The 20,663-nt window shown below is 69.5% G+C and carries 17 protein-coding genes, 3 tRNA genes and 2 pseudogenes; 19 read left to right on the forward strand and 3 right to left on the reverse strand.

Annotated features, from left to right (window positions below; genetic code table 11):
• Positions 1 to 1,302: pseudogene (locus tag VF794_RS35255) on the forward strand (hypothetical protein); the annotation flags it as partial.
• Positions 1,303 to 1,344: 42 nt separating this feature from the next.
• Here VF794_RS35255 and VF794_RS35260 read toward each other — a convergent pair.
• Entirely contained in the window at positions 1,345 to 2,019 is a 675-nt protein-coding gene (locus VF794_RS35260) for an FKBP-type peptidyl-prolyl cis-trans isomerase (protein WP_331117512.1), read from the reverse strand.
• A 163-nt stretch (positions 2,020 to 2,182) separates the two neighbouring features.
• On the opposite strand from VF794_RS35260, the gene VF794_RS35265 reads away from it, so the two are divergent.
• The 17 genes and pseudogenes from VF794_RS35265 (at position 2,183) to VF794_RS35345 (ending at position 15,638) form a co-directional block, all read left to right on the forward strand.
• Positions 2,183 to 2,521: a PilZ domain-containing protein gene (locus VF794_RS35265; protein WP_331117513.1), complete on the forward strand. Its 339-nt coding sequence runs from the start codon at positions 2,183 to 2,185 to the stop codon at positions 2,519 to 2,521.
• Between the two features lie 99 nt (positions 2,522 to 2,620).
• The gene (locus tag VF794_RS35270; protein ID WP_331117514.1) at positions 2,621 to 3,400 is read left to right on the forward strand and encodes a hypothetical protein; all 780 of its coding nucleotides are present in this window, start codon (positions 2,621 to 2,623) and stop codon (positions 3,398 to 3,400) included.
• A 58-nt stretch (positions 3,401 to 3,458) separates the two neighbouring features.
• Positions 3,459 to 3,797 carry a PEGA domain-containing protein gene (locus VF794_RS35275; protein ID WP_331117515.1) on the forward strand — a complete coding sequence of 113 codons (339 nt, stop codon included), beginning with the start codon at positions 3,459 to 3,461 and terminating at the stop codon, positions 3,795 to 3,797.
• A gap of 125 nt (positions 3,798 to 3,922) precedes the next feature.
• Positions 3,923 to 5,047, forward strand: a complete 1,125-nt coding sequence (locus tag VF794_RS35280; RefSeq protein ID WP_331117516.1) for an AI-2E family transporter — start codon at positions 3,923 to 3,925, stop codon at positions 5,045 to 5,047.
• A 78-nt stretch (positions 5,048 to 5,125) separates the two neighbouring features.
• Positions 5,126 to 5,854, forward strand: a complete 729-nt coding sequence (locus VF794_RS35285; RefSeq protein WP_331117517.1) for a uracil-DNA glycosylase — start codon at positions 5,126 to 5,128, stop codon at positions 5,852 to 5,854.
• Between the two features lie 91 nt (positions 5,855 to 5,945).
• Positions 5,946 to 6,017 (forward strand) — tRNA-Val (locus VF794_RS35290).
• A 72-nt stretch (positions 6,018 to 6,089) separates the two neighbouring features.
• Entirely contained in the window at positions 6,090 to 8,018 is a 1,929-nt protein-coding gene (thrS, locus tag VF794_RS35295; protein ID WP_331117518.1) for a threonine--tRNA ligase, read from the forward strand.
• Between the two features lie 57 nt (positions 8,019 to 8,075).
• Positions 8,076 to 8,861, forward strand: a complete 786-nt coding sequence (infC, locus tag VF794_RS35300; protein WP_414641002.1) for a translation initiation factor IF-3 — start codon at positions 8,076 to 8,078, stop codon at positions 8,859 to 8,861.
• A gap of 95 nt (positions 8,862 to 8,956) precedes the next feature.
• The gene (rpmI, locus tag VF794_RS35305) at positions 8,957 to 9,166 is read left to right on the forward strand and encodes a 50S ribosomal protein L35 (RefSeq protein ID WP_331117519.1); all 210 of its coding nucleotides are present in this window, start codon (positions 8,957 to 8,959) and stop codon (positions 9,164 to 9,166) included.
• A 90-nt stretch (positions 9,167 to 9,256) separates the two neighbouring features.
• Complete coding sequence (gene rplT, locus VF794_RS35310) at positions 9,257 to 9,604, forward strand: 50S ribosomal protein L20 (protein WP_331117520.1); 348 nt, start codon at positions 9,257 to 9,259, stop codon at positions 9,602 to 9,604.
• A 153-nt stretch (positions 9,605 to 9,757) separates the two neighbouring features.
• Positions 9,758 to 10,807, forward strand: coding sequence for a phenylalanine--tRNA ligase subunit alpha (gene pheS / locus VF794_RS35315; protein WP_331117521.1), 1,050 nt, complete (start codon positions 9,758 to 9,760; stop codon positions 10,805 to 10,807).
• A complete protein-coding gene (gene pheT, locus VF794_RS35320; protein ID WP_331117522.1) occupies positions 10,807 to 13,218 on the forward strand; it encodes a phenylalanine--tRNA ligase subunit beta in 2,412 nt (803 codons plus the stop codon). The genes pheS and pheT overlap by 1 nt, the downstream gene beginning before the upstream one ends.
• Before the next feature lie 110 nt (positions 13,219 to 13,328).
• Positions 13,329 to 13,589: pseudogene (locus VF794_RS41645) on the forward strand (integration host factor subunit alpha); the annotation flags it as partial.
• Positions 13,590 to 13,867: 278 nt separating this feature from the next.
• Positions 13,868 to 13,944 (forward strand) — tRNA-Pro (locus VF794_RS35330).
• A 75-nt stretch (positions 13,945 to 14,019) separates the two neighbouring features.
• Positions 14,020 to 14,096, forward strand: a tRNA-Asp gene (locus tag VF794_RS35335).
• 62 nt (positions 14,097 to 14,158) lie between these two features.
• The gene (locus tag VF794_RS35340; protein WP_331117523.1) at positions 14,159 to 15,061 is read left to right on the forward strand and encodes an MBL fold metallo-hydrolase; all 903 of its coding nucleotides are present in this window, start codon (positions 14,159 to 14,161) and stop codon (positions 15,059 to 15,061) included.
• A gap of 136 nt (positions 15,062 to 15,197) precedes the next feature.
• Positions 15,198 to 15,638 carry a DUF6918 family protein gene (locus VF794_RS35345; RefSeq protein ID WP_331117524.1) on the forward strand — a complete coding sequence of 147 codons (441 nt, stop codon included), beginning with the start codon at positions 15,198 to 15,200 and terminating at the stop codon, positions 15,636 to 15,638.
• Positions 15,639 to 15,655: 17 nt separating this feature from the next.
• On the opposite strand, the gene VF794_RS35350 is transcribed toward VF794_RS35345, so the two are convergent.
• Both VF794_RS35350 and VF794_RS35355 read right to left on the reverse strand, forming a co-directional pair.
• The gene (locus VF794_RS35350; RefSeq protein WP_331117525.1) at positions 15,656 to 18,871 is read right to left on the reverse strand and encodes a lantibiotic dehydratase; all 3,216 of its coding nucleotides are present in this window, start codon (positions 18,869 to 18,871) and stop codon (positions 15,656 to 15,658) included.
• A 66-nt stretch (positions 18,872 to 18,937) separates the two neighbouring features.
• The gene (locus tag VF794_RS35355; protein WP_331117526.1) at positions 18,938 to 19,504 is read right to left on the reverse strand and encodes a hypothetical protein; all 567 of its coding nucleotides are present in this window, start codon (positions 19,502 to 19,504) and stop codon (positions 18,938 to 18,940) included.
• 394 nt (positions 19,505 to 19,898) lie between these two features.
• On the opposite strand from VF794_RS35355, the gene VF794_RS35360 reads away from it, so the two are divergent.
• Positions 19,899 to 20,663: acyl-CoA thioesterase domain-containing protein (locus VF794_RS35360; RefSeq protein ID WP_331117527.1), on the forward strand; the 765-nt coding region annotated here is incomplete at its 3' end.

Consider the following 20,663-nt stretch of genomic DNA (forward strand, 5'->3'; position numbering starts at 1 on the left):
AAGCAGCGGATGATCGTCAAGCTGATGGAGCGCATCGTCACGCAGACGATCCCCGCGGCGGTGATCGACAACCCCCGGGTGGACTGGAACCCGTTCACCAACGAGGTGAAGGCGGCGCCGGCGGAGGAGGTGGAGGCGGACGCGCCCCAGCACGCGGTGGTGGTGGACGGCAAGCGCGAGGAGGACGTGCGCTACGCGAAGCTGCTCGCGCAGTTCCGGGCGGCGCGGCGGGAGGATCCGTACGTGCCGGTGGCTCCGACGGCGATTGCCCGCAGCTTCGAGCTGGTGCGCGAGCTGCCCGAGGCGCGGGTGAAGGCGCTGCTGGAGCAGGTGCTGACGTCCCCGCTGGTGCCTCGCCTGGCGAAGGGGATCGAGCAGCGGCTGGGGCGCGAGCTGGAGCCGCAGGACCTGTGGTACGCCGGCTTCAAGGCGAGCGGCGGGCAGTCCGAGGCGGCGCTGGACGCACTGACGCGCCAGCGCTACCCGACGGCGGAGGCCTTCGCGAAGGACATGCCGCGGATCCTCCAGGGGCTGGGCTTCTCGAAGGAGCGGGCGGCCTTCCTGTCGGAGCACATCCGGGTGGATCCGTCACGCGGGGCGGGGCACGCGATGCCGTCGATGCGGCGTGGGGACTTCCCCCGGCTGCGCACGCGGTTGGGCCCGAAGGGCATGGACTACAAGGGCTACAACATCGCGGTGCACGAGCTGGGGCACAACGTGGAGCAGGTCTTCTCGCTCTACAACGTGGACCACACGCTGCTGGCGGGCGTGCCCAACAACGCCTTCACCGAGGCGCTGGCCTTCGTCTTCCAGGCGCGTGACTTGGAGCTGCTGGGGCAGGCGAAGCCGGACGCGGCGAGTGAGCGCGAGCGAGTGCTCAACGACTTCTGGCAGACGTGGGAGATCGCCGGGGTGGCGCTGGTGGACATCGCGGTGTGGCACTGGCTGTACGAGCACCCGGAGGCCACGCCCGCGCAACTCCGCGAGGCGGTGGTGCGCATCTCCCAGGAGACGTGGGACCGGTACTACGCGCCGGTGCTGGGAGGGAAGGGGACGCCGCTGCTGGGCATCTACAGCCACATGATCTCCTACCCCCTGTACCTGACGGACTACCCGCTGGGGCACCTGATCGCTTTCCAGATCGAGGAGCACCTGAAGAAGTCGGGCAACCTGGGGGCGGAGTTCGAGCGGATGGCGAGCCAGGGGGCGCTGACGCCGGACGTGTGGATGACGAACGCCACGGGAGCGCCGGTGAGCGCCGAGCCGCTGCTGCGGGCCACGGAGGCCGCGCTGGCCCCCTGAGGCAAATCCCCTCTCCCCCTGGGGAAGAGGGGATTTCCCGTCCTACCTGGCGCCGCCGGGCGGAGCGCCCGGGCCGCCCTGGATGCCGAGCAGCTCGACCTCGAACACCAGCGTGGAGTTGGGCGGGATGGTCGGAGGCGAACCCTTCTCGCCGTAGGCCTGCTTCGACGGGCACACGAGCTGGGCCTTGCCGCCGACCTTCATCTGCTGCACGCCGTCGGTCCAGCAGGGGATGACGCGGTTGAGGGGGAACTCGGCGGGCGTGTTGCGCTTGTAGGAGCTGTCGAACTCGGTGCCATTGATGAGCGTGCCGCGGTAGTTCACCTTCACGGTGTCGGTGGCCTTGGGGCTCGGGCCCTTGCCGGGCGTCAGCTCCTTGTAGACGACGCCCGAGGGCAGCTTGACGGCGCCCTTCTCCTGGGCGGCATCCTCCACGAAGCGGTTGCTCACGCGCTCCTGCCGCGCCTTGGCGAGCGGCTGGATCTTGGGACCGTACTTCTCCAGCTCCACCGCGGGCTTGCCGTTGGTGGCGGCGTCGGTCAGACCCTTCTTGAGGAGGTCGAGCTCGGCCGGGGTCAGGTCGTAGTTCTTGATGCTGCGGCCGATCGACAGCCCGAGCGCGTAGATCGTCTTGTCATCCTCGGTCTTGGGCTCCTGGGCGTTCACCTGGAGCCCCGCCAGACCGAGCAGTACCGCGGTCCATGTTCCCAATCGCATGTGCACTCCGCCTTTCTCGAAAGCGGGGGGATCATAAGGTCCGCCCCGTGCTTGTCTCCGTCCGTTTTCTTGCCACCCGGCTGGATGCTTCTACCCTTCGCGACAGGGTGATGCATCGCGGGAGCGGCCTGTAGCAGACGCTCCCACCGGGAAGGCGAGACAGATGAGCGACAAGCGGAAGAACGCGCGGGTTCCCCTCGACATCTATCTGAACAAGTACATGAAGGGCGTGCCGTACCTGGCTCATGCCGCGGACATCAGCCAGGAGGGCGTGAGCCTGTCTCGCCTCATCGAGCCCGAGCACGACGCGCGGCGGGTGGGGCTCCAGTTCCAGCTCCCCGGCTCGGAGGAGGTCATCTACGCGGAGGGCGAGGTGGTGCGCGAGTGGGTGGAGGCCAACCCGCGCCAGCACGAGCGCTCGGGCGTGCGCTTCACGCTCCTCACCGAGCGCCATCGGCGGATGATTGATGACTACGTGACACGCGGCACGCAGGGGCACTGAGTCCTGTCGTGGGGGAGGGAGGGCCGCCGGGCTCGCCTTGACTTCGCTCGGAGCCGACCCCTTGAATCCGCCCCTCCTTTGAGAGCCTGGGGGATTCACGTGAGGCGTGCGCTGTGGGCGCTCGTGCTGGCGGTTCCGCTGTCGGCCGTGGCGCAGGGCAATGGGGTGGATTGGCAGCGGCAGGTGCTCCGGGTGACGGGGGATGGCCCGCCGGACGTGAGGGCCTCCAACGCGTCCCAGGCGAGGCTGGGTGCGGAGCGCTCGGCGAAGGAGGACGCCTTCCAGGAACTGCTGGAGCAGGTGAAGGGGGTGCACCTGCGCGCGGACCGGACCGTGGGCGACGAGATGGCCCGCGAGGAGACCCGGCGCAAGGTCGAGGAAGTGCTGCGCGACTACAAGGTGGTCCAGAAGCGGCTCTACTCGGACAGCGGCGTGCAGCTCGATGTGGAGGTGCCGCTCGGGGCGTTGACCTCGGTGCTGGTGGCGCCGGCCGCCGCCGAGCCGAAGAAGGAGCCCGAGGCGAAAGACGTCCCGCCGAAGAAGGGGGCGAAGGCGAAGCACACCGGGTTGGTGGTGGACGCGCGGAAGCTGGGCCTGGTGCCGATGCTGGCGCCCCGGGTGCTCGATGCGTCCGGCCAGCCGCTCTACGGCGTGGAGACGCTGTCGGCGGAGGCCCGGCGGACCCTCGGCGTGGCCGGGTTCTTCGGGAGCCTGGAGCAGGCCCGGAAGTCGGCGCGGGTGGGCGAGCGTCCGCTGGTGCTCGAGGCGGCGCGAGTCGAGGGCTCGGACGTGGTGCTGGGGCCGGACGCGGGGAAGGCGCTCGCGGGGCTGGACCCGAACGTCCTGGCGGAGGGCCGGGTGGGGATCCTCATCCGATAGGCAGGGAGTGGGCGTGAGCGGATCGATGAGCAGGAGTGGTGGGAGGCTCGGGAGGCGGGTGGCCCTGGGCCTCGTGATGCTCGGGGTGGGCTGTGCCTCGGGCCCCGAGCAGGTGGAGTCGCCGGTGGTCGAGCGGGCGCGGGAGATGATGCGTGCCAGGAAGTCCCGTCAGGGCAACCTGCTGCTGCGGTGCGAGCCCGCGGATGCCGACGTCTACCTGGACGGGGTGCTCCAGGGGATGTGTACCGACTTTGGTGGGGGGCCGAGCGGGCTCCAGGTGGGCACGGGGCTGCACCGCATCGACGTGAAAAAGGACGGCTACTGGCCGTACACCACGTATTACGAGCCCAGCAGCGCCCGGGCGGGGCTGACCATCCGGCTCAAGCCGATGGAGTAGGATGGTGGAGTCTCCAAAGGGAGGATCTCGCCATCGGACGCAACAAGAGAGGTAAGGCTGGTGCGGTGAAGGCCCCGGCGCCGCCACGGGCCCCGGTGCAGGCCCCCCTTCACGTGGTGCCACCCGTGCCGCCCGTTCCCGCGGGGCCCGCCGCCGGGGATCTCTCCGAGGCCGAGGCCCGGCGGGTGGACTTCGTCTGGTCGGCCGTCATGGTGGGTTCGCTGGGGTTGGTGTTCGCCCTGCTGTCGGTATTCGGCGGGGTGGCGGTGCCGGTGCTGCTGGCGCTCGGCACGGCGTACGTGCTCAACCCACTCGTCACCGCGCTGGAGCGCCGGGGCCTCAACCGCTCCCTGGGGACGACGGCGGTGTTCACCGGGTGCATGCTGCTGATGGTGGGGGCGGTGCTCTACCTCATCCCCGTCTTCCGGGAGGAGGCGACGAAGCTGCCGGACTTCTTCGTCCGGGCGAGTGAGCGGGTGGTGCCGCAGGTGGAGTCGTGGCTGGGGCGTCCGTTGCCGGACCTGTTGCGCCAGCGCATGGCGGAGCTGGGCGAGCGGGCCGCGGAGCTCCTCCAGAGCGCGGGGCCCACGGCGGCGCGGCTGGTGGCGAGCTTCGCGGGCAACACCGCCCGCTTCGTGGCCACGCTGCTGGGCCTGTTGGTGGTTCCGGTGCTGGCCTTCTTCTTCCTTCAGGACTACCCGCACCTGGTGGGGCTGGTGCAGGGGCTGGTGCCGCGCCGGGCGGTGGGGCTGGTCAGCCGGCGCTTCTCCGAGGTGGATGACGTGCTGTCCGCCTTCGTGCGAGGGCAGCTCACGGTGGGAGCCATCCTCTCGGTGCTCTACAGCACGGGGCTGGGGTTGGCGCGCATCGACATGGCCATCGTCATCGGCGTCATCTCCGGATTCGGCAACATGGTGCCGTACCTGGGGACGAGCGTGGGCGTGCTGCTGGCCATGCTGGGCTTGATGCTGTCCTGGCAGGGGCCATGGCAGCTCGCGATGGTGGCCGGCACGTTCCTGGTGGGGCAGATGGCCGAGGGGCTCGTCATCACCCCGCGCATCGTGGGGGACAAGGTGGGTCTCTCGTCGGTGTCCGTCATCATCGCCATCCTGGCGTTCGGCGAGCTGTTCGGCTTCACCGGCATCCTGCTCGCGGTGCCCTCGACGGCCATCCTCAAGGTGGTGCTGCGCGTGGTGGTGGAGCGCTACCAGCGTATGGGCCTCTACACCGGCGAGCGGCCGAGCGCCTGAACCATGCCCTGGCCCCGAGCCCTTCAGCGGAGTGCAAAGGGGTGGCGGCGGGGAAGGGTGGGGCGCTAGGGAGGGGGCGTGAGCGGGAGCAAGGCAGTGGGGAAGGGCGCGGCGGAGTTCGCGCGCCTCCAAGAGGAAATTGTCACCTGTCGGGCCTGTCCCCGGCTGGTGGAGTGGCGGGAGCAGGTGGCCCGGGAGAAGCGCCGGGCCTACCGCGACTGGACGTACTGGGGCCGGCCGGTTCCGGGCTTCGGGGACCCTCGGGCGGAACTGGTCATCCTCGGACTGGCGCCGGCGGCGCACGGGGCCAACCGGACGGGCCGTGTCTTCACCGGGGACCGCTCGGGGGACTTCCTCTTCGCGGGGCTGCACCGGGCGGGTTTCGCCAACCAGCCCCGGAGCGAGCACCGGGACGACGGCCTCTCGCTGACGGGGGCCTACATCGTCGCGCCGTGCAAGTGCGCGCCCCCGGACAACAAGCCCCTACCGGAAGAGCTGGTCCGGTGCGCCCCCTTCCTGGACCGGGAGATGGCCCTGGTGCCGGCCCGGGTGGTGCTGACGTTGGGAGCCATCGCCTGGGGCGCCACGCTCGCCTGGCTGGAGAGGGCGGGGGTGCACATCCCCACGCCCAGGCCCGTGTTCGGCCACGGGGCGGAACTGGCCCTGCCGGGGGCCCCGGTGCTGTTGGGCTGCTACCACGTGAGCCAGCAGAACACGCAGACGGGCAGGCTCACCCCCGCCATGTTCGATACCGTGATGGCACGGGCGCGGGAGCTGATTGAAAATCGTCAGGGAAGAGGGCGCTAGGCCGTCGATGTTTCCTTGACAGCCCCGGGAGCCCGCTGTTATTCCCCGCCCGCCTTTGGACGACGGGTCCCGAGGCGGAAGTAGCCAGCACGGGTCGTTAGCTCAGCGGTAGAGCACTACCTTGACACGGTAGGGGTCAGTGGTTCGATCCCACTACGACCCACTCAGCAATGGTTTCAACTGCGGGCGGCAAGGCTGATCAGCCTGCCGCCCGCGTCCTTTTCCGAGGTCTCGCATGTCGGATCAGATCACGGTGACGCTCCCCGACGGTAGCCAGAAGCAGGCGGCACGGGGCACGACCATCGGCGACTTCGTGCGCGAGAGCATCGGGGCGGGCCTGGCCAAGGCCGCCCTCTTCGCGCGAGTGAACGGCCAGGACATGGATCTGACGCGTCCCCTCAACGAGGACGTGAAGCTCCAGATCTTCACCTCCAAGAGCCCCGAGGGCCTGGATCTCATCCGCCACGACGCGGCCCACGTGGTGGCCAGCGCGGTGCAGCGGCTCTTCCCGGGCACCCAGGTGACGATCGGCCCGGCGACGGAGGAGGGCTTCTACTACGACTTCTTCCGCGAGAAGCCCTTCACGCCCGAGGATCTCGAGAAGATCGAGGCGGAGGCCAACAAGGAGATCGCCCAGAACCTGCCCTTCGTCCGGACCGAGATCTCCATGGACGAGGCCATCCGCCTCTTCGAGGAGAAGGGCGAAAAGTTCAAGGTGGAGATCGTCAAGGACATCGCGTCCAGGGGCGCCACGACGCTGACGCTCTACACCCATGGCGACTGGGTGGACTTCTGCCTGGGGCCCCACGCGCCCAGCACGGGGAAGATCGGAGTCATCAAGCTGCTGTCCACGAGCGGCGCCTACTGGCGCGGAGACCATCGCAACCCGATGCTCCAGCGCATCTACGGCACGGCCTTCTTCGACAAGAAGGCGCTCGAGCAGTACGTCACGCGGATGGAGGAGGCGCGCAAGCGCGACCACCGCAAGCTGGGCAAGGAGCTGGATCTCTTCCACTTCCACCAGTTCGCGCCGGGCTCGGCCTTCTGGACCCCCAAGGGCACCACGCTCTACAACACGCTGGCCACCTTCATGCGCCGGCTGACGAGCGAGACCGGCTACGTGGAGATCAAGACCCCGCTGCTCTTCAACAAGGGCCTGTGGGAGATCAGCGGCCACTGGGGCAAGTACAAGGAGAACATGTTCCTCGTGCTCGACAGCGAGTCCGGGGAGCATGACTTCTCGCTGAAGCCGATGAACTGCCCCAGCCACCACATCTATTACGGCTTCAAGAAGCACAGCTACCGCGACCTGCCCCTGCGCCTGCACACCCAGGACGTGCTCCACCGCAACGAGGCGGCCGGCTCGCTGGGTGGCCTCACCCGCGTGCGCCAGTTCTGCCAGGACGACGCCCACATCTACTGCATGGAGAGCCAGATCGCCGACGAGGTCCGGCGCTTCGTGCAGCTGCTGGATCGCGTCTACTCCGCGGTGGGCCTCAAGTACGCGGTGAAGCTGTCCACCCGGCCCGAGAACCGCCTGGGCACCGACGAGCAGTGGGACCGCGCCGAGGGGGGCCTCAAGACCGCCCTGGAGAGCCTCGGTCTCGAGTACGAGCTCAAGCCGGGCGACGGCGCCTTCTACGGCCCGAAGATCGACTTCGACGTGTCCGACAGCATCGGCCGCAAGTGGCAGCTCGGCACCATGCAGCTCGACTACCAGGCCCCCGAGCGGTTCGATCTCACCTACATCGGTGACGACAACGCCGAGCACCGCCCCGTGGTGCTCCACCGCGCCATCTACGGCTCCTTCGAGCGCTTCATCGCCATCCTCATCGAGCACTTCGCGGGCGCCTTCCCGGCGTGGCTGGCCCCCGTGCAGGCCATGCTCGTCACGGTGGCGGACCGCCAGAGGGAGTACGCCCTCAAGGTGCGCGACCAGCTCCGGGCCAAGGGCTACCGGGTGGACGTGGACGAGCGCGGCCTCACCCTCAACGCGAAGATCCGCGACGCCCAGCTCCAGAAGATCCCCTTCACCCTCGTCATCGGGGACAACGAGGTGGAGGGCGGGGGAGTCTCCCCCCGGCGCTATGGCGGCGAAGACCTCAAGACCATGAAGCTGGAGGCCTTCGAGGCGCTTCTGGAGAAGGAGGCCGCCTGGCCGTGATGTCCTGGAAGTCAGGGTTTGTTGTAGGCCCTTGACTCCCTCAGGCTGACAAGTATCTTGCCCCTCTTCCGAGGGGGGTACGTACTCCCACTGCTGGAGGGGTTACACATCGCTCGCGATCAAAGAACGAATCGCCGTATCCGTGCTCGGGAGGTCCGCGTCGTCGGACCTGCTGGCGAGCAGCTCGGTGTCCTGACGATCGAACAGGCCTTGGATCGGGCTCAGTCAGAGGGGATGGACCTCGTCGAGGTCAACCCGATGGCCAAGCCCCCGGTCTGCAAGATCATGGACTACGGCAAGTTCAAGTACGAGGAGAAGAAGCGGGCCTCGGAAGCGAAGAAGAAGCAGGTCGTCGTCCATCTGAAGGAAGTCAAGCTCCGCCCGAAGACGGAGGAGCATGACTACGAGTTCAAGGTCCGCAACGTGCGTCGCTTCCTCGAGGAGGGGAACAAGGCCAAGGTCACGATCATGTTCCGTGGCCGGGAGATCACGCACAAGGAGCTGGGCTCGGCCATCCTGGACGACGTGGTCAAGGATTTGAAGGACGTGGCGGTGGTGGAGCAGATGCCGCGCATGGAAGGGCGGCAGATGTTCATGATCATCTCGCCCAACCCGAAGGTGGCGGCCCGGGCGCGCGAGATGGCCCGGCAGCAGGCGGCGGCGGCGGAGAAGGCGGAGGGTGCGAAGAAGTCCGAGGGGGCCTCGAACCAGGTGGTGGCCTCGAACCAGATTGTGGCCTCGAATGCCGGCAAGCCCGAGGGGCAGGCGGACGCCAGGTCCATGGCGCAGATGCCCGCTCCCATGGCGGACGCTCCGGCGCAGCAGGCCAGTGGTACGAAATAGTTGGACCCGGCCGTGGGCTTGCAAGCCAACGGCCCTTGACAGACGCTGACGGCGATTCGCTGCGGCGGATTGGTAGTGAAGGAAGGATCTGCAACATGCCCAAGTTGAAGACCCGTAGCGGCGCCAAGAAGCGCTTCCAGGTGAAGAAGTCCGGCAAGGTGAAGTTTGGCAAGGCCCTCGGTAAGCACCTCTTCACCCACGGGAAGACCCCGAAGGCGAAGCGGACCCACCGTGGCACCGGTCACCTGAAGGACATGGACGCCAAGAAGGTCGTCATGGAGCTGTTCCCCTACGGGGCCAAGTAAGTCGCAGCATCGTAGTAAAGAGGGCCCTGTCGGAGCGGCGAGAGCCGGCGGCCGGGGGTTCGAACACCTCGCAGCAGTCAGGAGTCAGCAATGCGCGTCAAAAAAGGTTTCAAGGCTCGTCGCCGTCGTAATCGGATTTTGAAGCTGGCCAAGGGTTACCGTGGCCGTCGGAAGAACTGCTACAAGCGCGCCAATCAGGCCGTCGAGCGCGCGCTCGACTACGCCAGCCGCGACCGCGCCGCCCGGAAGCGCAACTTCCGCTCGCTGTGGATCGTCCGCATCAACGCGGCCGCCCGCACCGTGGGCCTGTCCTACTCGCGGCTGATCGCCGGTCTGGCCAAGAACAAGGTCACCCTGGATCGCAAGGTCCTCGCCGACATGGCCGTGGCGGATCCCGCCGGTTTTGCCGCCGTCGCCAACATCGCGAAGGCGGCCTGAAGGTGAGCGCCGGCCCTCACGGGTCGGCACCCAGAGCGCGCGGTCGCGGTCTCCTTGGGAGGCCGCTTCCGCACGCGGGTTTCGAAACGGGCTGCCCCTGAGGGCGGCCCTTTTTTTTGCCCCGGCAGGGCCGGGGAAGGGAGGCGAAGTCCCATGCGAGACCGCTTGCAAGCGCTCGCGGACGCGGCGCGGCGGGAGATCTCCGTCGCCTCCGAGCCGTCCGCGGTGGAGGCGTTGCGAATCCGCTACCTCGGCAAGAAGGGTGAGCTGTCCGGTGTCCTCGGCGGGATGGGCAAGCTGCCCCCCGATGAGCGCCGCACCCTCGGCGAGGTGGCCAATCAGGTGAAGGCCGAGATCGAGAAGCTCCTGGCCGATGCCGTGCAACGTGTGGAGGAGGCCGCCCTGGAGGCGGAGCTGCGTGGCCCCCGCCTGGACGTGACGCTGCCCGGCCGGGCCGTCACCCCCGGCAGCCGCCACCCGGTGTCCCGGACGATGGAGGAGATCGTCCGCACCTTCCAGCGGCTCGGCTTCGAGGTGGCCCACGGGCCGGAGATCGAGCTCGACTACTTCAACTTCGAGGCGCTCAACCTCCCGAAGGACCACCCCGCGCGCGACATGCAGGACACCTTCTACGTGGACGCCGCCTCGCTCGGCCACGCGAAGAAGTCGGACAGCCCGGTGTTGCTGCGCACGCACACGTCCCCGGTGCAGGTGCGCTTCATGCTCAACCGCAAGCCGCCCTTCCGCGCCGTCATGCCCGGCCGCGTCTACCGGCGCGACTCGGACATCACCCACACGCCCATGTTCCACCAGGTCGAGGGCTTGCTGGTGGACACGGACGTCAGCTTCGCCGAGCTCAAGGGCACCCTGGATGCCTTCGTGAAGGCCTTCTTCGGCTCGGACACGCGCACGCGCTTCCGCCCCTCCTTCTTCCCCTTCACCGAGCCCTCGGCCGAGGTGGACATCTCCTGCACCTCGTGCGGCGGCAAGGGCTGCCGCGTGTGCAAGCAGACGGGCTGGCTGGAGGTGCTCGGCAGCGGCATGGTGCATCCCAACGTCTTCAAGTCCGCCGGGTACGACCCCACGCAGGTGACGGGCTATGCGTTCGGCATGGGCGTGGAGCGCATCGCCATGCTGCGCTACCGCATCGACGACCTGCGGATGATGTTCGAGAACGACGCGCGCTTCCTGGAGCAGTTCTGATGAAGATCTCGGTCAAGTGGCTCGGAGATTACGCGGCCCTGCCGGCGTCCGTGGACGAGCTGGCGCGTCGGTTGACGGCGGTGGGTCTGGAGATCGAGGGCCTGGAGCGCCCCGGTGAAGGTCTGCGCGGCGTGGTGGTGGCCCAGATCAAGGAGTCCGTGCAGCACCCCAACGCGGACAAGCTGTCCGTCACCAAGATCGACATGGGCGGCAAGGAGCCGCTCCAGGTGGTGTGCGGCGCGAAGAACTACAAGGTCGGCGACAAGGTGCCGCTGGCCACCCTCGGCACGAAGCTGCCCAACGGCGTGGAGATCAAGCAGGCCCCCCTGCGCGGCGTGGACAGCTTCGGCATGCTCTGCTCCGCCAAGGAACTGGGCCTCTCGGAGGAGTCCTCCGGCCTGCTCATCCTCTCGCCGGACCTCGAGCCCGGTACGCCCATCGCCGAGGCGCTCGGGATGGATGACACCGTGCTGGAGGTGAACGTCACCCCCAACCGGCCGGATGCCCTCTCGCACCTGGGCGTGGCCCGTGAGGTGGCGGTGGCCACCGGCGGCACCCTGCGTCCGCCCCAGCCCAAGCTGGCCGAGTCCGGCGCCCCCGCCTCCGAGAAGGCCCGGGTGCGCATCGAGGACCCGGTACGCTGCCCGCGCTACGCGGCCCGTGTCATCGAGAACGTGAAGATCGGTCCCTCGCCCCAGTGGCTCCAGGACCGGCTCAAGGCCTGCGGGGTGCGTCCCATCAGCAACGTGGTGGACGTCACCAACTTCGTCCTCCTCGAGTACGGCCAGCCCCTGCATGCCTTCGACCTGGACAAGGTGGCCGGCCAGGAGATCATCGTCCGCACGCCGAAGCCGGGCGAGAAGATGACCACGCTCGACGGCAAGGAGCGGGCGCTGGAGCCCGAGGACCTGCTCATCTGCGACCGCGACCGGGCCCAGGCCCTGGCCGGCGTGATGGGGGGCTCGGACAGTGAGGTGAGCGCGGGCACCACGCGCGTGCTGCTCGAGTCCGCTCACTTCCAGCCCTCCAGCATCCGTCGCACCTCCAAGCGCCACGGCCTGCACACCGAGGCCTCGCACCGCTTCGAGCGCGGGGCGGACCTCGATGCCGTCATTCCCGCCGTCGACCGGGCCGCGGCCCTCATCGCCGAGCTGGCCGGTGGCACCGTCGCCCCGGGCCGCATCGACGTGTACCCGCAACCCCAGCCGCAGCGCCGGGTGACGCTGCGCTACGCCCGGGTGGAGAAGGTGCTGGGCGTGGCCATCCCCGAGGCCGAGTGCCGCCGCATCCTCGGCACCCTGGGCTTCCAGTCGGTGGAGGAGGGGAGTGGGCAGACCACCTTCGAGGTGCCCCGCGCCCGCGTGGACGTGGAGCGCGAGGAGGACCTCATGGAGGAACTCGCCCGCGTCCACGGCTACGACAACATCCCCGCCCGGCTGCCCCGCGGCATCGCCGAGCTGGGTCCCGAGCCGGCCTCCTCCGAGGCCGAGCGCCGCACCCGCCAGACCCTGGCCGGCGTGGGCTTGAGCGAGGTGGTGAACTACTCGTTCGTGGCGCCGCGCTCCCTGGAGGTGCTGGGGGGGAAGGACAAGCCGGTGGCGCTCCTCAACCCGCTGAGCGTCGAGCAGTCGGTGATGCGCACCAGCCTGCTGCCGGGCCTGCTGGAGAACCTCTCCCGCAGCCTGCGGCACCAGGTGGAGTCCGTGGCCCTCTACGAGATGGGTCGCGCCTACTTCCAGGATCCCGAGGGCGGTCAGGGCCAGCGCCCGGCCACCCGCGAGGTGCACCGGCTCGCCGGCCTCGTGTCGGGCCTGCGCGGTGGACGCACCTGGACCCAGAAGGACGCCCGGGCGGACTTCTACGACGCCAAGGGCGCGCTGGAGGCCGTGCTGCACACCCTCCACATCGAGGGCACCCGCTTCGTCGCCGCCGAGGCCCCGGCCTACCACCCCCGCGCCTGCGCCCGGGTGGAGCTGGCCGACGGCACCGTGCTGGGTTACGTGGGCGAGCTGCACCCTCGCGTCACCAAGGCGCTGGAGCTGCCACGGGACGTCTTCGCCTTCGAGGTGGACACGGGGCCCCTGTACGCCGCGGCCCGGCTCGTCCCCGAGTGGGGGGGCCTGCCGCGCTTCCCCTCCGTGCTGCGGGATCTCGCCGTGGTGGTGCCCCTGGAACTCCAGAACGACGAGGTCCGCCGCGTCATCCTGGAGGTCGGCGCCCCGCTGGTGGAGGACGCCCTCCTCTTCGACGTCTACACCGGCAAGCCCATCCCCGAGGGGCGGAAGAACCTGGCCTACGCCATCCGCTACCGCTCGCCCGAGCGCACGCTCACCGACGCCGAGGTGAGCGCCGCCCACCAGCGCATCATCTCCGAGGTCAACCAGCGCCTGGGCGGCGCCCTGCGCTCTTGAGAGCGGGGGCTCGCCGGAAATCCTGAGTGAAACCGGGGGGTTGACAGCTCTTCGGGAAGGCTGTCACAGTCCTCCGGGTTCACCGCAGAGAGGGGCACGAAGGTACTCGCATGACCAAGGCGGATATCATCGAGGGCGTCTACGAGAAGGTCGGCTTCTCCAAGAAGGAGTCGGCCGAGATCGTGGAGCTCGTCTTCGACACCTTCAAAGAGACGCTCGAGCGCGGGGACAAGATCAAGATCTCGGGCTTCGGCAACTTCCAGGTGCGCCAGAAGAAGGCGCGCGTGGGCCGCAACCCGCAGACCGGCAAGGAGATCGAGATCTCCGCCCGCCGTGTGCTGACCTTCCGGCCGAGCGCCGTGCTCAAGGCCGCCCTCAACGGTGAGCAGATCCCCGAGAACCACTCGGAGATCGACGCAGCCGAGGACGCCGCCGCCGATGCCGCCGAGGCCGCCGGATTGGATCCCGACGAGCTGGACGAGGGCATGGAGGACCTGGAGGAGGTCGTGCCGTACAAGGCCTCCGCCGGGGGAATGAAGGCGAAGGCGGAGTGAGTTTTTGAGGGGCCGCCCGATCTGATTGCTTGACCTCGGAAACGGGTAGGGGCATAAGGCGGCCCGTCTCGCCGACACCGGTGGGACACACATCTCGGGGCGTAGCGCAGCCTGGTAGCGCACTTGCTTGGGGTGCAAGTGGTCGCAGGTTCAAATCCTGTCGCCCCGACCATCGAAGGCCCTGGAGTTTCTCCGGCAACGGCGGACTCCAGGGCCTTCATCTTCTCTCTCCGGAGAGAGGCGCTGTGGGGAGTTAGTTCAGTTGGTTAGAACGCCGGCCTGTCACGCCGGAGGCCACGGGTTCAAGTCCCGTACTCCTCGCCAATAGAAGGGCCCGGAATCGCAAGGTTCCGGGCCCTTCGTCTTTCCCGCCCTATCTTCGGGCCATGGCCGATCCCTCTCACCGCCACCCGGAAAACGCGCCCGGCCCCTGGTTCGTCGACGACACGTGCTCCAACTGCGATGCCTCGCGGCAGTGCGCGCCGGACCTCTTCGTGGAGCGGGATGGGCAATCGGTGGTCGCGCGCCAGCCCTCCACCGAAGCCGAACTCCTGGCTGCCACGCGCGCCATGCTCAGCTGCCCCACGGCCTCCATTGGCGTGGAGGGAGACAAGCCCCGGACAGAAGGACTCTTCCCCTTTGAGATCGACCCGGGCGTGTACCTGTGCGGCTTCAACTCGCCGAAGTCCCATGGGGCCAACTCCTTCTTCGTGGTCCGCGAGGCCGGCAACTTCCTCGTCGACTCGCCGCGGTTCGTGGGGCCCCTCGTCAAGCGCTTCGAGTCGCTCGGAGGCATCCAGGACATCCTCCTCACCCACGCGGATGACGTGGCCGACGCGGACCGGTTCGCCGCCCACTTCGGGGCCCGCGTGTGGATTCACGAGGACGACCGCCGTGCGGCGCCCTCCGCGACCTCGCTGATTCAGGGCCAGGCGCCGGTGCTCCTGCGCGAGGGGCTGTCCGCGCTGCCCGTGCCAGGGCACACCCGCGGCAGCGTGATGTTCCTGCTGGAGGACCGCTACCTCTTCACCGGGGACTCGCTGTACTGGAGCCGCACGCAGCAGCGGCTCTCCGCCTTCCAGCGGCAGTGCTGGTACTCGTGGGAGGCCCAGGCCGAATCCCTCGCGCGGCTCGTCGACTCGGTGCGCTTCGAGTGGGTGCTCGCCGGTCACGGTGGGCGCCATCACGCCTCGCATGAAGAGTTCCGCGCCTCGCTGCGCTCCCTCGTCGAGCGCATGCGCACCGGGGAGAGCCTGTCCGGGAGCTGGCAGCGAGATGTCGAGTGGTGAGCCAACGGACGCAGTTCCCGACAGTGCCGGGAAGCGGAAGTTGAAGGGTGCTGGCGTGGCCGCTGTGCTATGCGCACGTTCGCTCAAGAGGTCACTTCCGGGACTGTTTCACCCGGTGAACGAAAGGCATGGTTCGATGGCATCCCTCACCGAGACGCTGACCAGTGAGACCAAGAAGATGGCGGTCGTCGACGACTGCTGCGCGCTCATCGATGCCGAGGTCGCCGACAAGGGCGGCATCTCCGGCATCGCCATCAAGGCGGGCTACGCCGCCGTGAAGAACATCAAGCCCGGCTTCATCCGGCACGCCGTCGTCGATCTGCTGCCCGATTTCGCCAAGGCGCTGGAGCCCCTCTTCCAGGAGGCGAAGTCGGGCGGGAAGCCGGTCGCCGCCCACATTTCGGCGAATGCGTCTCGCGCCGCCGATGCCCTGCTCTCCATCACCGATTCGAAGGTCCGCAACGCCCAGAGCGGCCTCGTGAAGGGCACCTACGAGAAGCTGCGCGGTACGGCGAAGAAGAACGTCGAGGCCGCCGTGCCCCGCGTCGGCAAGCTCATCGAGAAGCACGGGGGCTGAGCCCCAAGTCCACGGGTTCAGGAGCCCTTGCGCAGCCGCGCCAGCCGCGAGCGATACAGCCGGTCCAGGAAGTCATACAGGATGAGCTCCTGGGCCCGGTGGTCGCTCACCAGCAGGCGGTTGACGTGCATGTGGAGGAAGCTCTCGGCCAGCCCCAGCACCGACACGGTGAGCCGGCCCTCCCGCTCGGCGAGCCGGAGTCGTTCCCCCACCGGGCGCAGGCGCTCGCTCCGGCGCCGCAGGGCCTCCAGCCCCGCGCTCCAGGGCTCGGCCGCCGGTGCCACCCGGGCGAGCAGCTCCTCCAGGGGCTTGTGCTCGCGGCGGTAGCGCTGGCTGAGCTGCTCCTCGAAGTGCTTGTCCACATGGAGCTCCGCGCCGAAGCCCGCCCGACACCGCCCGGCCACGGTGGACTTCTCCTCCAGCGTCAGCCCCAGGTCGTCCAGCAGCGCGTCCAGGGCCCGTAGCCCCAGGCGCCAGCGCAGGTCGGCGCCCTCGTCCCCTGGGTAGGCCTGGAGCAGCTCGAGCACGGCCTCGCTGTCCGCGGTGAAGAGCTGCTCGGCCAGCTCCATGCCCTCGGGGCCCCCGTAGCGCTCCACCTCGCGCTCGTACGTGTCGAGCTGGAGCCGTGAGGCCTCTCCCGCGTCGAGCGCGCTCGCGCAGGCCTCCTGGAGCACCGGGAGCACCTCGGCGTGCAGGCGTCTCGGCTCGCCGTGCACGCGCAGGCGCACGTGCCAGTCCGGATCTCCGTAACGGAGGAAGAACCACCGGTCCACCGCGCCGGTGGCGGAGATTCGCTGGAGGGCCTCGGCGAGCGTCGTCCTCAGCAGGCGATCCGCCGTGGCCGTGCCCGTGTAGAGCTTCGCGTACAGCCACTCGGAGCCGGGGGGGAACTGGCGGCGGGTGGTGCGCGGCACCAACAGGGCCCGGCCCGAGGACGGGCACTCGAGCGGCTCGCGGCGCAGGAAGGGCACCACCACCTCGTTCACGTACCGCCCGTCTCCGCCCTCCACGCACAGCTCGCCAGGCCCGGGGTACAGCTCCTCCAGCGCCACCCCCGAGGAACGGTTGCGCACGAGGTGGACGAGCGTGTCCACGCTCAGCGCGTTGTCCAGGTCGATCGGAAGCTGGTTGTCGCCCTCCTGGAGGCAGACCCAGCGGGGCAGGCGCGCCTCGTGACGGAAGCGCCGCACGGCCAGGAAACGCTCCGCGTCCTTCGCGCGGCCCCAGGCCTCCAGCACCCGGGGCTCCACGTTCCAGCGCGCCAGCGAGAGCACCGTGCGGCCGTACACCACCCGGGGCAGGAAGGAGGCCTTCGCTAGCGGCCCCCACCCGAAGGCGAGGGTCTGCACTCCCTGGCGCTGAAGCTGTCCGAGGAAGCGGTAGAGGCTCAGCCCGAATGAGGCGTAGTTGTGGGCATTCGTCAGCCGGGGGATGACCTCGCGGCCCCGCTCGCGCGAGCGCAGGACGATGCGGCCTCGCTCGAGGGAGAGCCACAGGTCCGCCAGCTCGATGCGATCGGCCTCGGGCACGCCCGACTGTCCGAGGAAGACGAGATCATGCTGGCGCAGGGTAGGGCGGCAGATGACGTTGCCCATGCGACCGTGGGGCAGGTGGACGATCTCCGCGAAGACGGCGTCGGGGCGCAGGGCCTCCTCGGCGCGCAGGTACTCGCGCGTGGCGGCCTCCAGCTCGGCGTCTCCATGACAGAAGCGCCCCAGGTAGGTGGCCCCCGAGGGGCCGTACACATGCTCCAGCACCAGGCGGAAGTCGCCCCCATCCACGGACGCGGCGGACGAGGCCACCACCGTGCCCGCCACCCCGAAGGACTCCGGCAACGGGAGCGTCTCGCGCGCCTCCATGGCCTCGAGGTCCTCGGCCGTGAGCTCCAGCGCGTGGGCCCGCTGGCTCCACGTCTCCTCCAGCCGCTTCAGCAGGTGCCGCCAGCGAGGCTCTCCACGCCAGCGCTCCTCACCCTCGGCCTGGGGGAAGGCGAAGCCCTGGAGCAACGGCCCCGTGCCCGCGCCGGACACGTCCTCGCGCTCGAAACCGAGGCCGCTCTCCTCGTCCAGCGCCTCCAGCAGGGGCACGGCGCGGCCCTCGTAGCGCTCCTGGAAGCGGCGCCGGAAGCGCTCCAGGGGGCCCTCCGCATCCGAGCGGGAGGTGATGCGGTGGAGCGCCTCGAAGGAGCGCCGCGCCTCGTCCACCACCCGGTGGGACAGCGAGGCCTCCGGGGCCGGACGGAACATGTCCACCTGGAAGAGCCGGGGCAGCTCGGCGGGAGCGGGCAGGCCCTCCAGGATGCGGGCCACCTCGCGGTAGGACGCGGTGGGCACCCCGGGCGGACTGGCGTCGATGCGGCCCAGGGCCTCGTGCACGGCGGCCAGCCGCTCCCGCACCGGCGCGAGCGCGGGGATGTCCCGGGACTGCTCCAGCAGGAAGGGGACGGGCTCGGGGCCGGTGACGGTGGGCGCCCAGGAGGGCACCAGGAGCTGGGTCTCCACCAGCTCGTCGAGGTACGTGCGGGCCTCGTCCAGACCGATGTCGGAATCCGCCGCGACGAGTGCTTCGGCCAGCGCCTCCACGGTGGCGCCGCCGCGGGCGCTCTCCAGGGTGGCCTCCAGGTAGGGCGAGGGCTCCACGGCCACCAGGTGGTAGGAGCGCTCGCGCCCGTGCAGGCGCAGCTCCATGTACCGGAGCCGCCCGGCTGAGCGGTAGATGCTGGAGTTGGGCACGTAGCGCAGGGCGCGGCGCACCTCGGGCTCCTTGCGCACCTGCTCCACCAACGCGCACACGTAGTCCATGTCCAGCCGGGTGTGGCGCTTCAGGGCGGAACGCGCCGACAGGCTCAGCCGGGTGTGCGTTCCCAGCCGGCCCAGGGACACTCCGGCGAACAGGCCGAAGGGCGTGGCGCGGCCCGCCATGCGCGCGAAGTAGCGCACCACGGTGCGCTCCACCTTCCGCCCCCGCTCCGATTCCGGCTCCTCCAGCCACACCGGCAGGCTCTCGTCGAGCATGGGCGAGGCGATGAAGAGGGCCTCGCGCACCACCGGATCCGCCACCCACTCGCGCAGCCGCTCGCGCAGCCGTCGCCGATCCCGGAGCAGCGCCTCCTCCATGCCCTCGGGTGACGCCTGGGGGGCCTCGAGTTCCCGGCCCCACGCCTCCAGCACGTCGAAGGGCAGCAGTGGCGTGCGGAGGGCGAAGAACCCGGCGGGCTGGTAGGGCGGGGGCACGGGCACTCTCGTCTCTTCAGGTTCCGAAGGGGTAGGGCGCCAGGAAGTATCCCGGAAGGCGGGGCCTCAGCGCGAGCTGGCCGTGCTGAGGAACGCCGGGGCCAGGGCCAACTGGATGGCCCGACCGATGGACGGGGCGGACTCGGGGAAGCTTCCGCGGGCCAGCTCCCGACCCGAGGGGCTCAAGGCCTGGGCGAGCACCTGGTGGAAGCCCTTCTCCAGCCCCAGCGCATGGTGGGGCGCGCCGTTGGAATCGGCCACCAGATAGAGCGACTCCTCCAGGTCGGTGGGCGGCTGCTGACCCTCGTCGCGGAACAGCTTCTGGATGGCCTCGATCGACTCGCGGTGGCTCTTGCGGAGCTCCCGGTTGGCGGCGCCCCTGAAGAGGCCGGGGATGTCGCGCAGGTCCACGCGCACCACCATGACGGGGCGCTCGCGACGGAGCTGGAAGGCGAACTGGAAGGCGTGCGTGCGGAGCACCTCGCGCGTGTCGCGGTTGGCGTACAGCACCACCGTCGGCCGCCCCTGCCCGAGGGGGACCGCCCGGCCGAACACGTCCTCGAGCTCGGCGGCGTGGGCCGGGAGGGCTCCCAACAGTCCCAGCATGCAGGCGAGTGCCATGATGATTCGCATCGGCAAGGTCTCCTCCGGAGGTGGGTGCTTCCGGGCGGTGGGGGCGGACGCTCCAGCCACCCGTCCCTCGCCGCGGGGACGTGTGGAGCCCCAAGTATATGGCTCGGACTGACATGGGCGGGGCGTCCTGACGGCCTCCGGCAACAGGGACCCCGAACTTCTTCTGCCGACCCGGAGCCCTGGTGCTCCCGGCCTGCCTGCCCAGCGAAATGGAGTGCCTGGACGAGGAGGGTCCGGCTTCGCGGGCGCGGGCTGGTTCCCTCCGAGGTGGAGGTAGGAGCCGTGCGCCGTCGTGCCTCCTCGCTGCGTTGGAGGCGCCCTGTCCTCCATGGTACGGGCCGCACCCACCGGTCCGGGACCCGCCTCCCGCCGCCGACCTTCGTGGAGGAATGGGATGAGCCGCGTCCTGGAGGACCTGCTGGAGCTCCTGAAGCTGGAGCCCATCGAGGAGAACCTGTTCCGCGGACGGAGCCAGGACCTCGGCTTCCGCCAGCTCTTCGGCGGGCAGGTGCTCGGCCAGGCGCTGTCGGCGGCCAGCCAGACGGTGGAGCCGGCGCGTCACGTCCACTCGCTGCACGGCTACTTCCTGCGCCCCGGCGACGTCCGCCTCCCCGTGGTCTACACGGTGGACCGGGTGCGCGACGGCGGCAGCTTCACCACCCGCCGCGTGGTGGCCATCCAGAAGGGCCAACCCATCTTCACCATGATGGCCTCCTTCCAGGGGGACGAGCCCGGCTTCGAGCATCAGGCGAAGAAGCCCGAGGTGCCATCGCCCGAGAGCCTGCCCTCGGACATCGAGCTGCTGCGCCGCCGGGCCCACCTCATCCCCGAGCAGGTGCGCGACAAGTTCCTCTGCGACAAGCCCATCGAGATGCGCCCGGTGACGGTGATCGACCCGTTCGATCCCAAGGTGTGCGAGCCGATCAAATACGTGTGGTTCCGCGCGGCCGGCCTGGTGCCGGAGGATCCGCGGGTGCACCGGTACGTGCTGGCGTACGCCTCGGACTTCAACCTCATCACCACCGCGCTCCAACCGCACGGTGCCAGCTACATGCAGCACGACATGCAGCTGGCGAGCCTGGATCACGCCCTGTGGTTCCACTCCAACCTGCGCGTGAACGACTGGCTGCTGTACGCGATGGACAGTCCCTGGGCGGGT

Origin of the sequence: Archangium sp., assembly GCF_036389735.1 — a bacterium.
Taxonomy (GTDB): Bacteria; Myxococcota; Myxococcia; order Myxococcales; family Myxococcaceae; genus Archangium.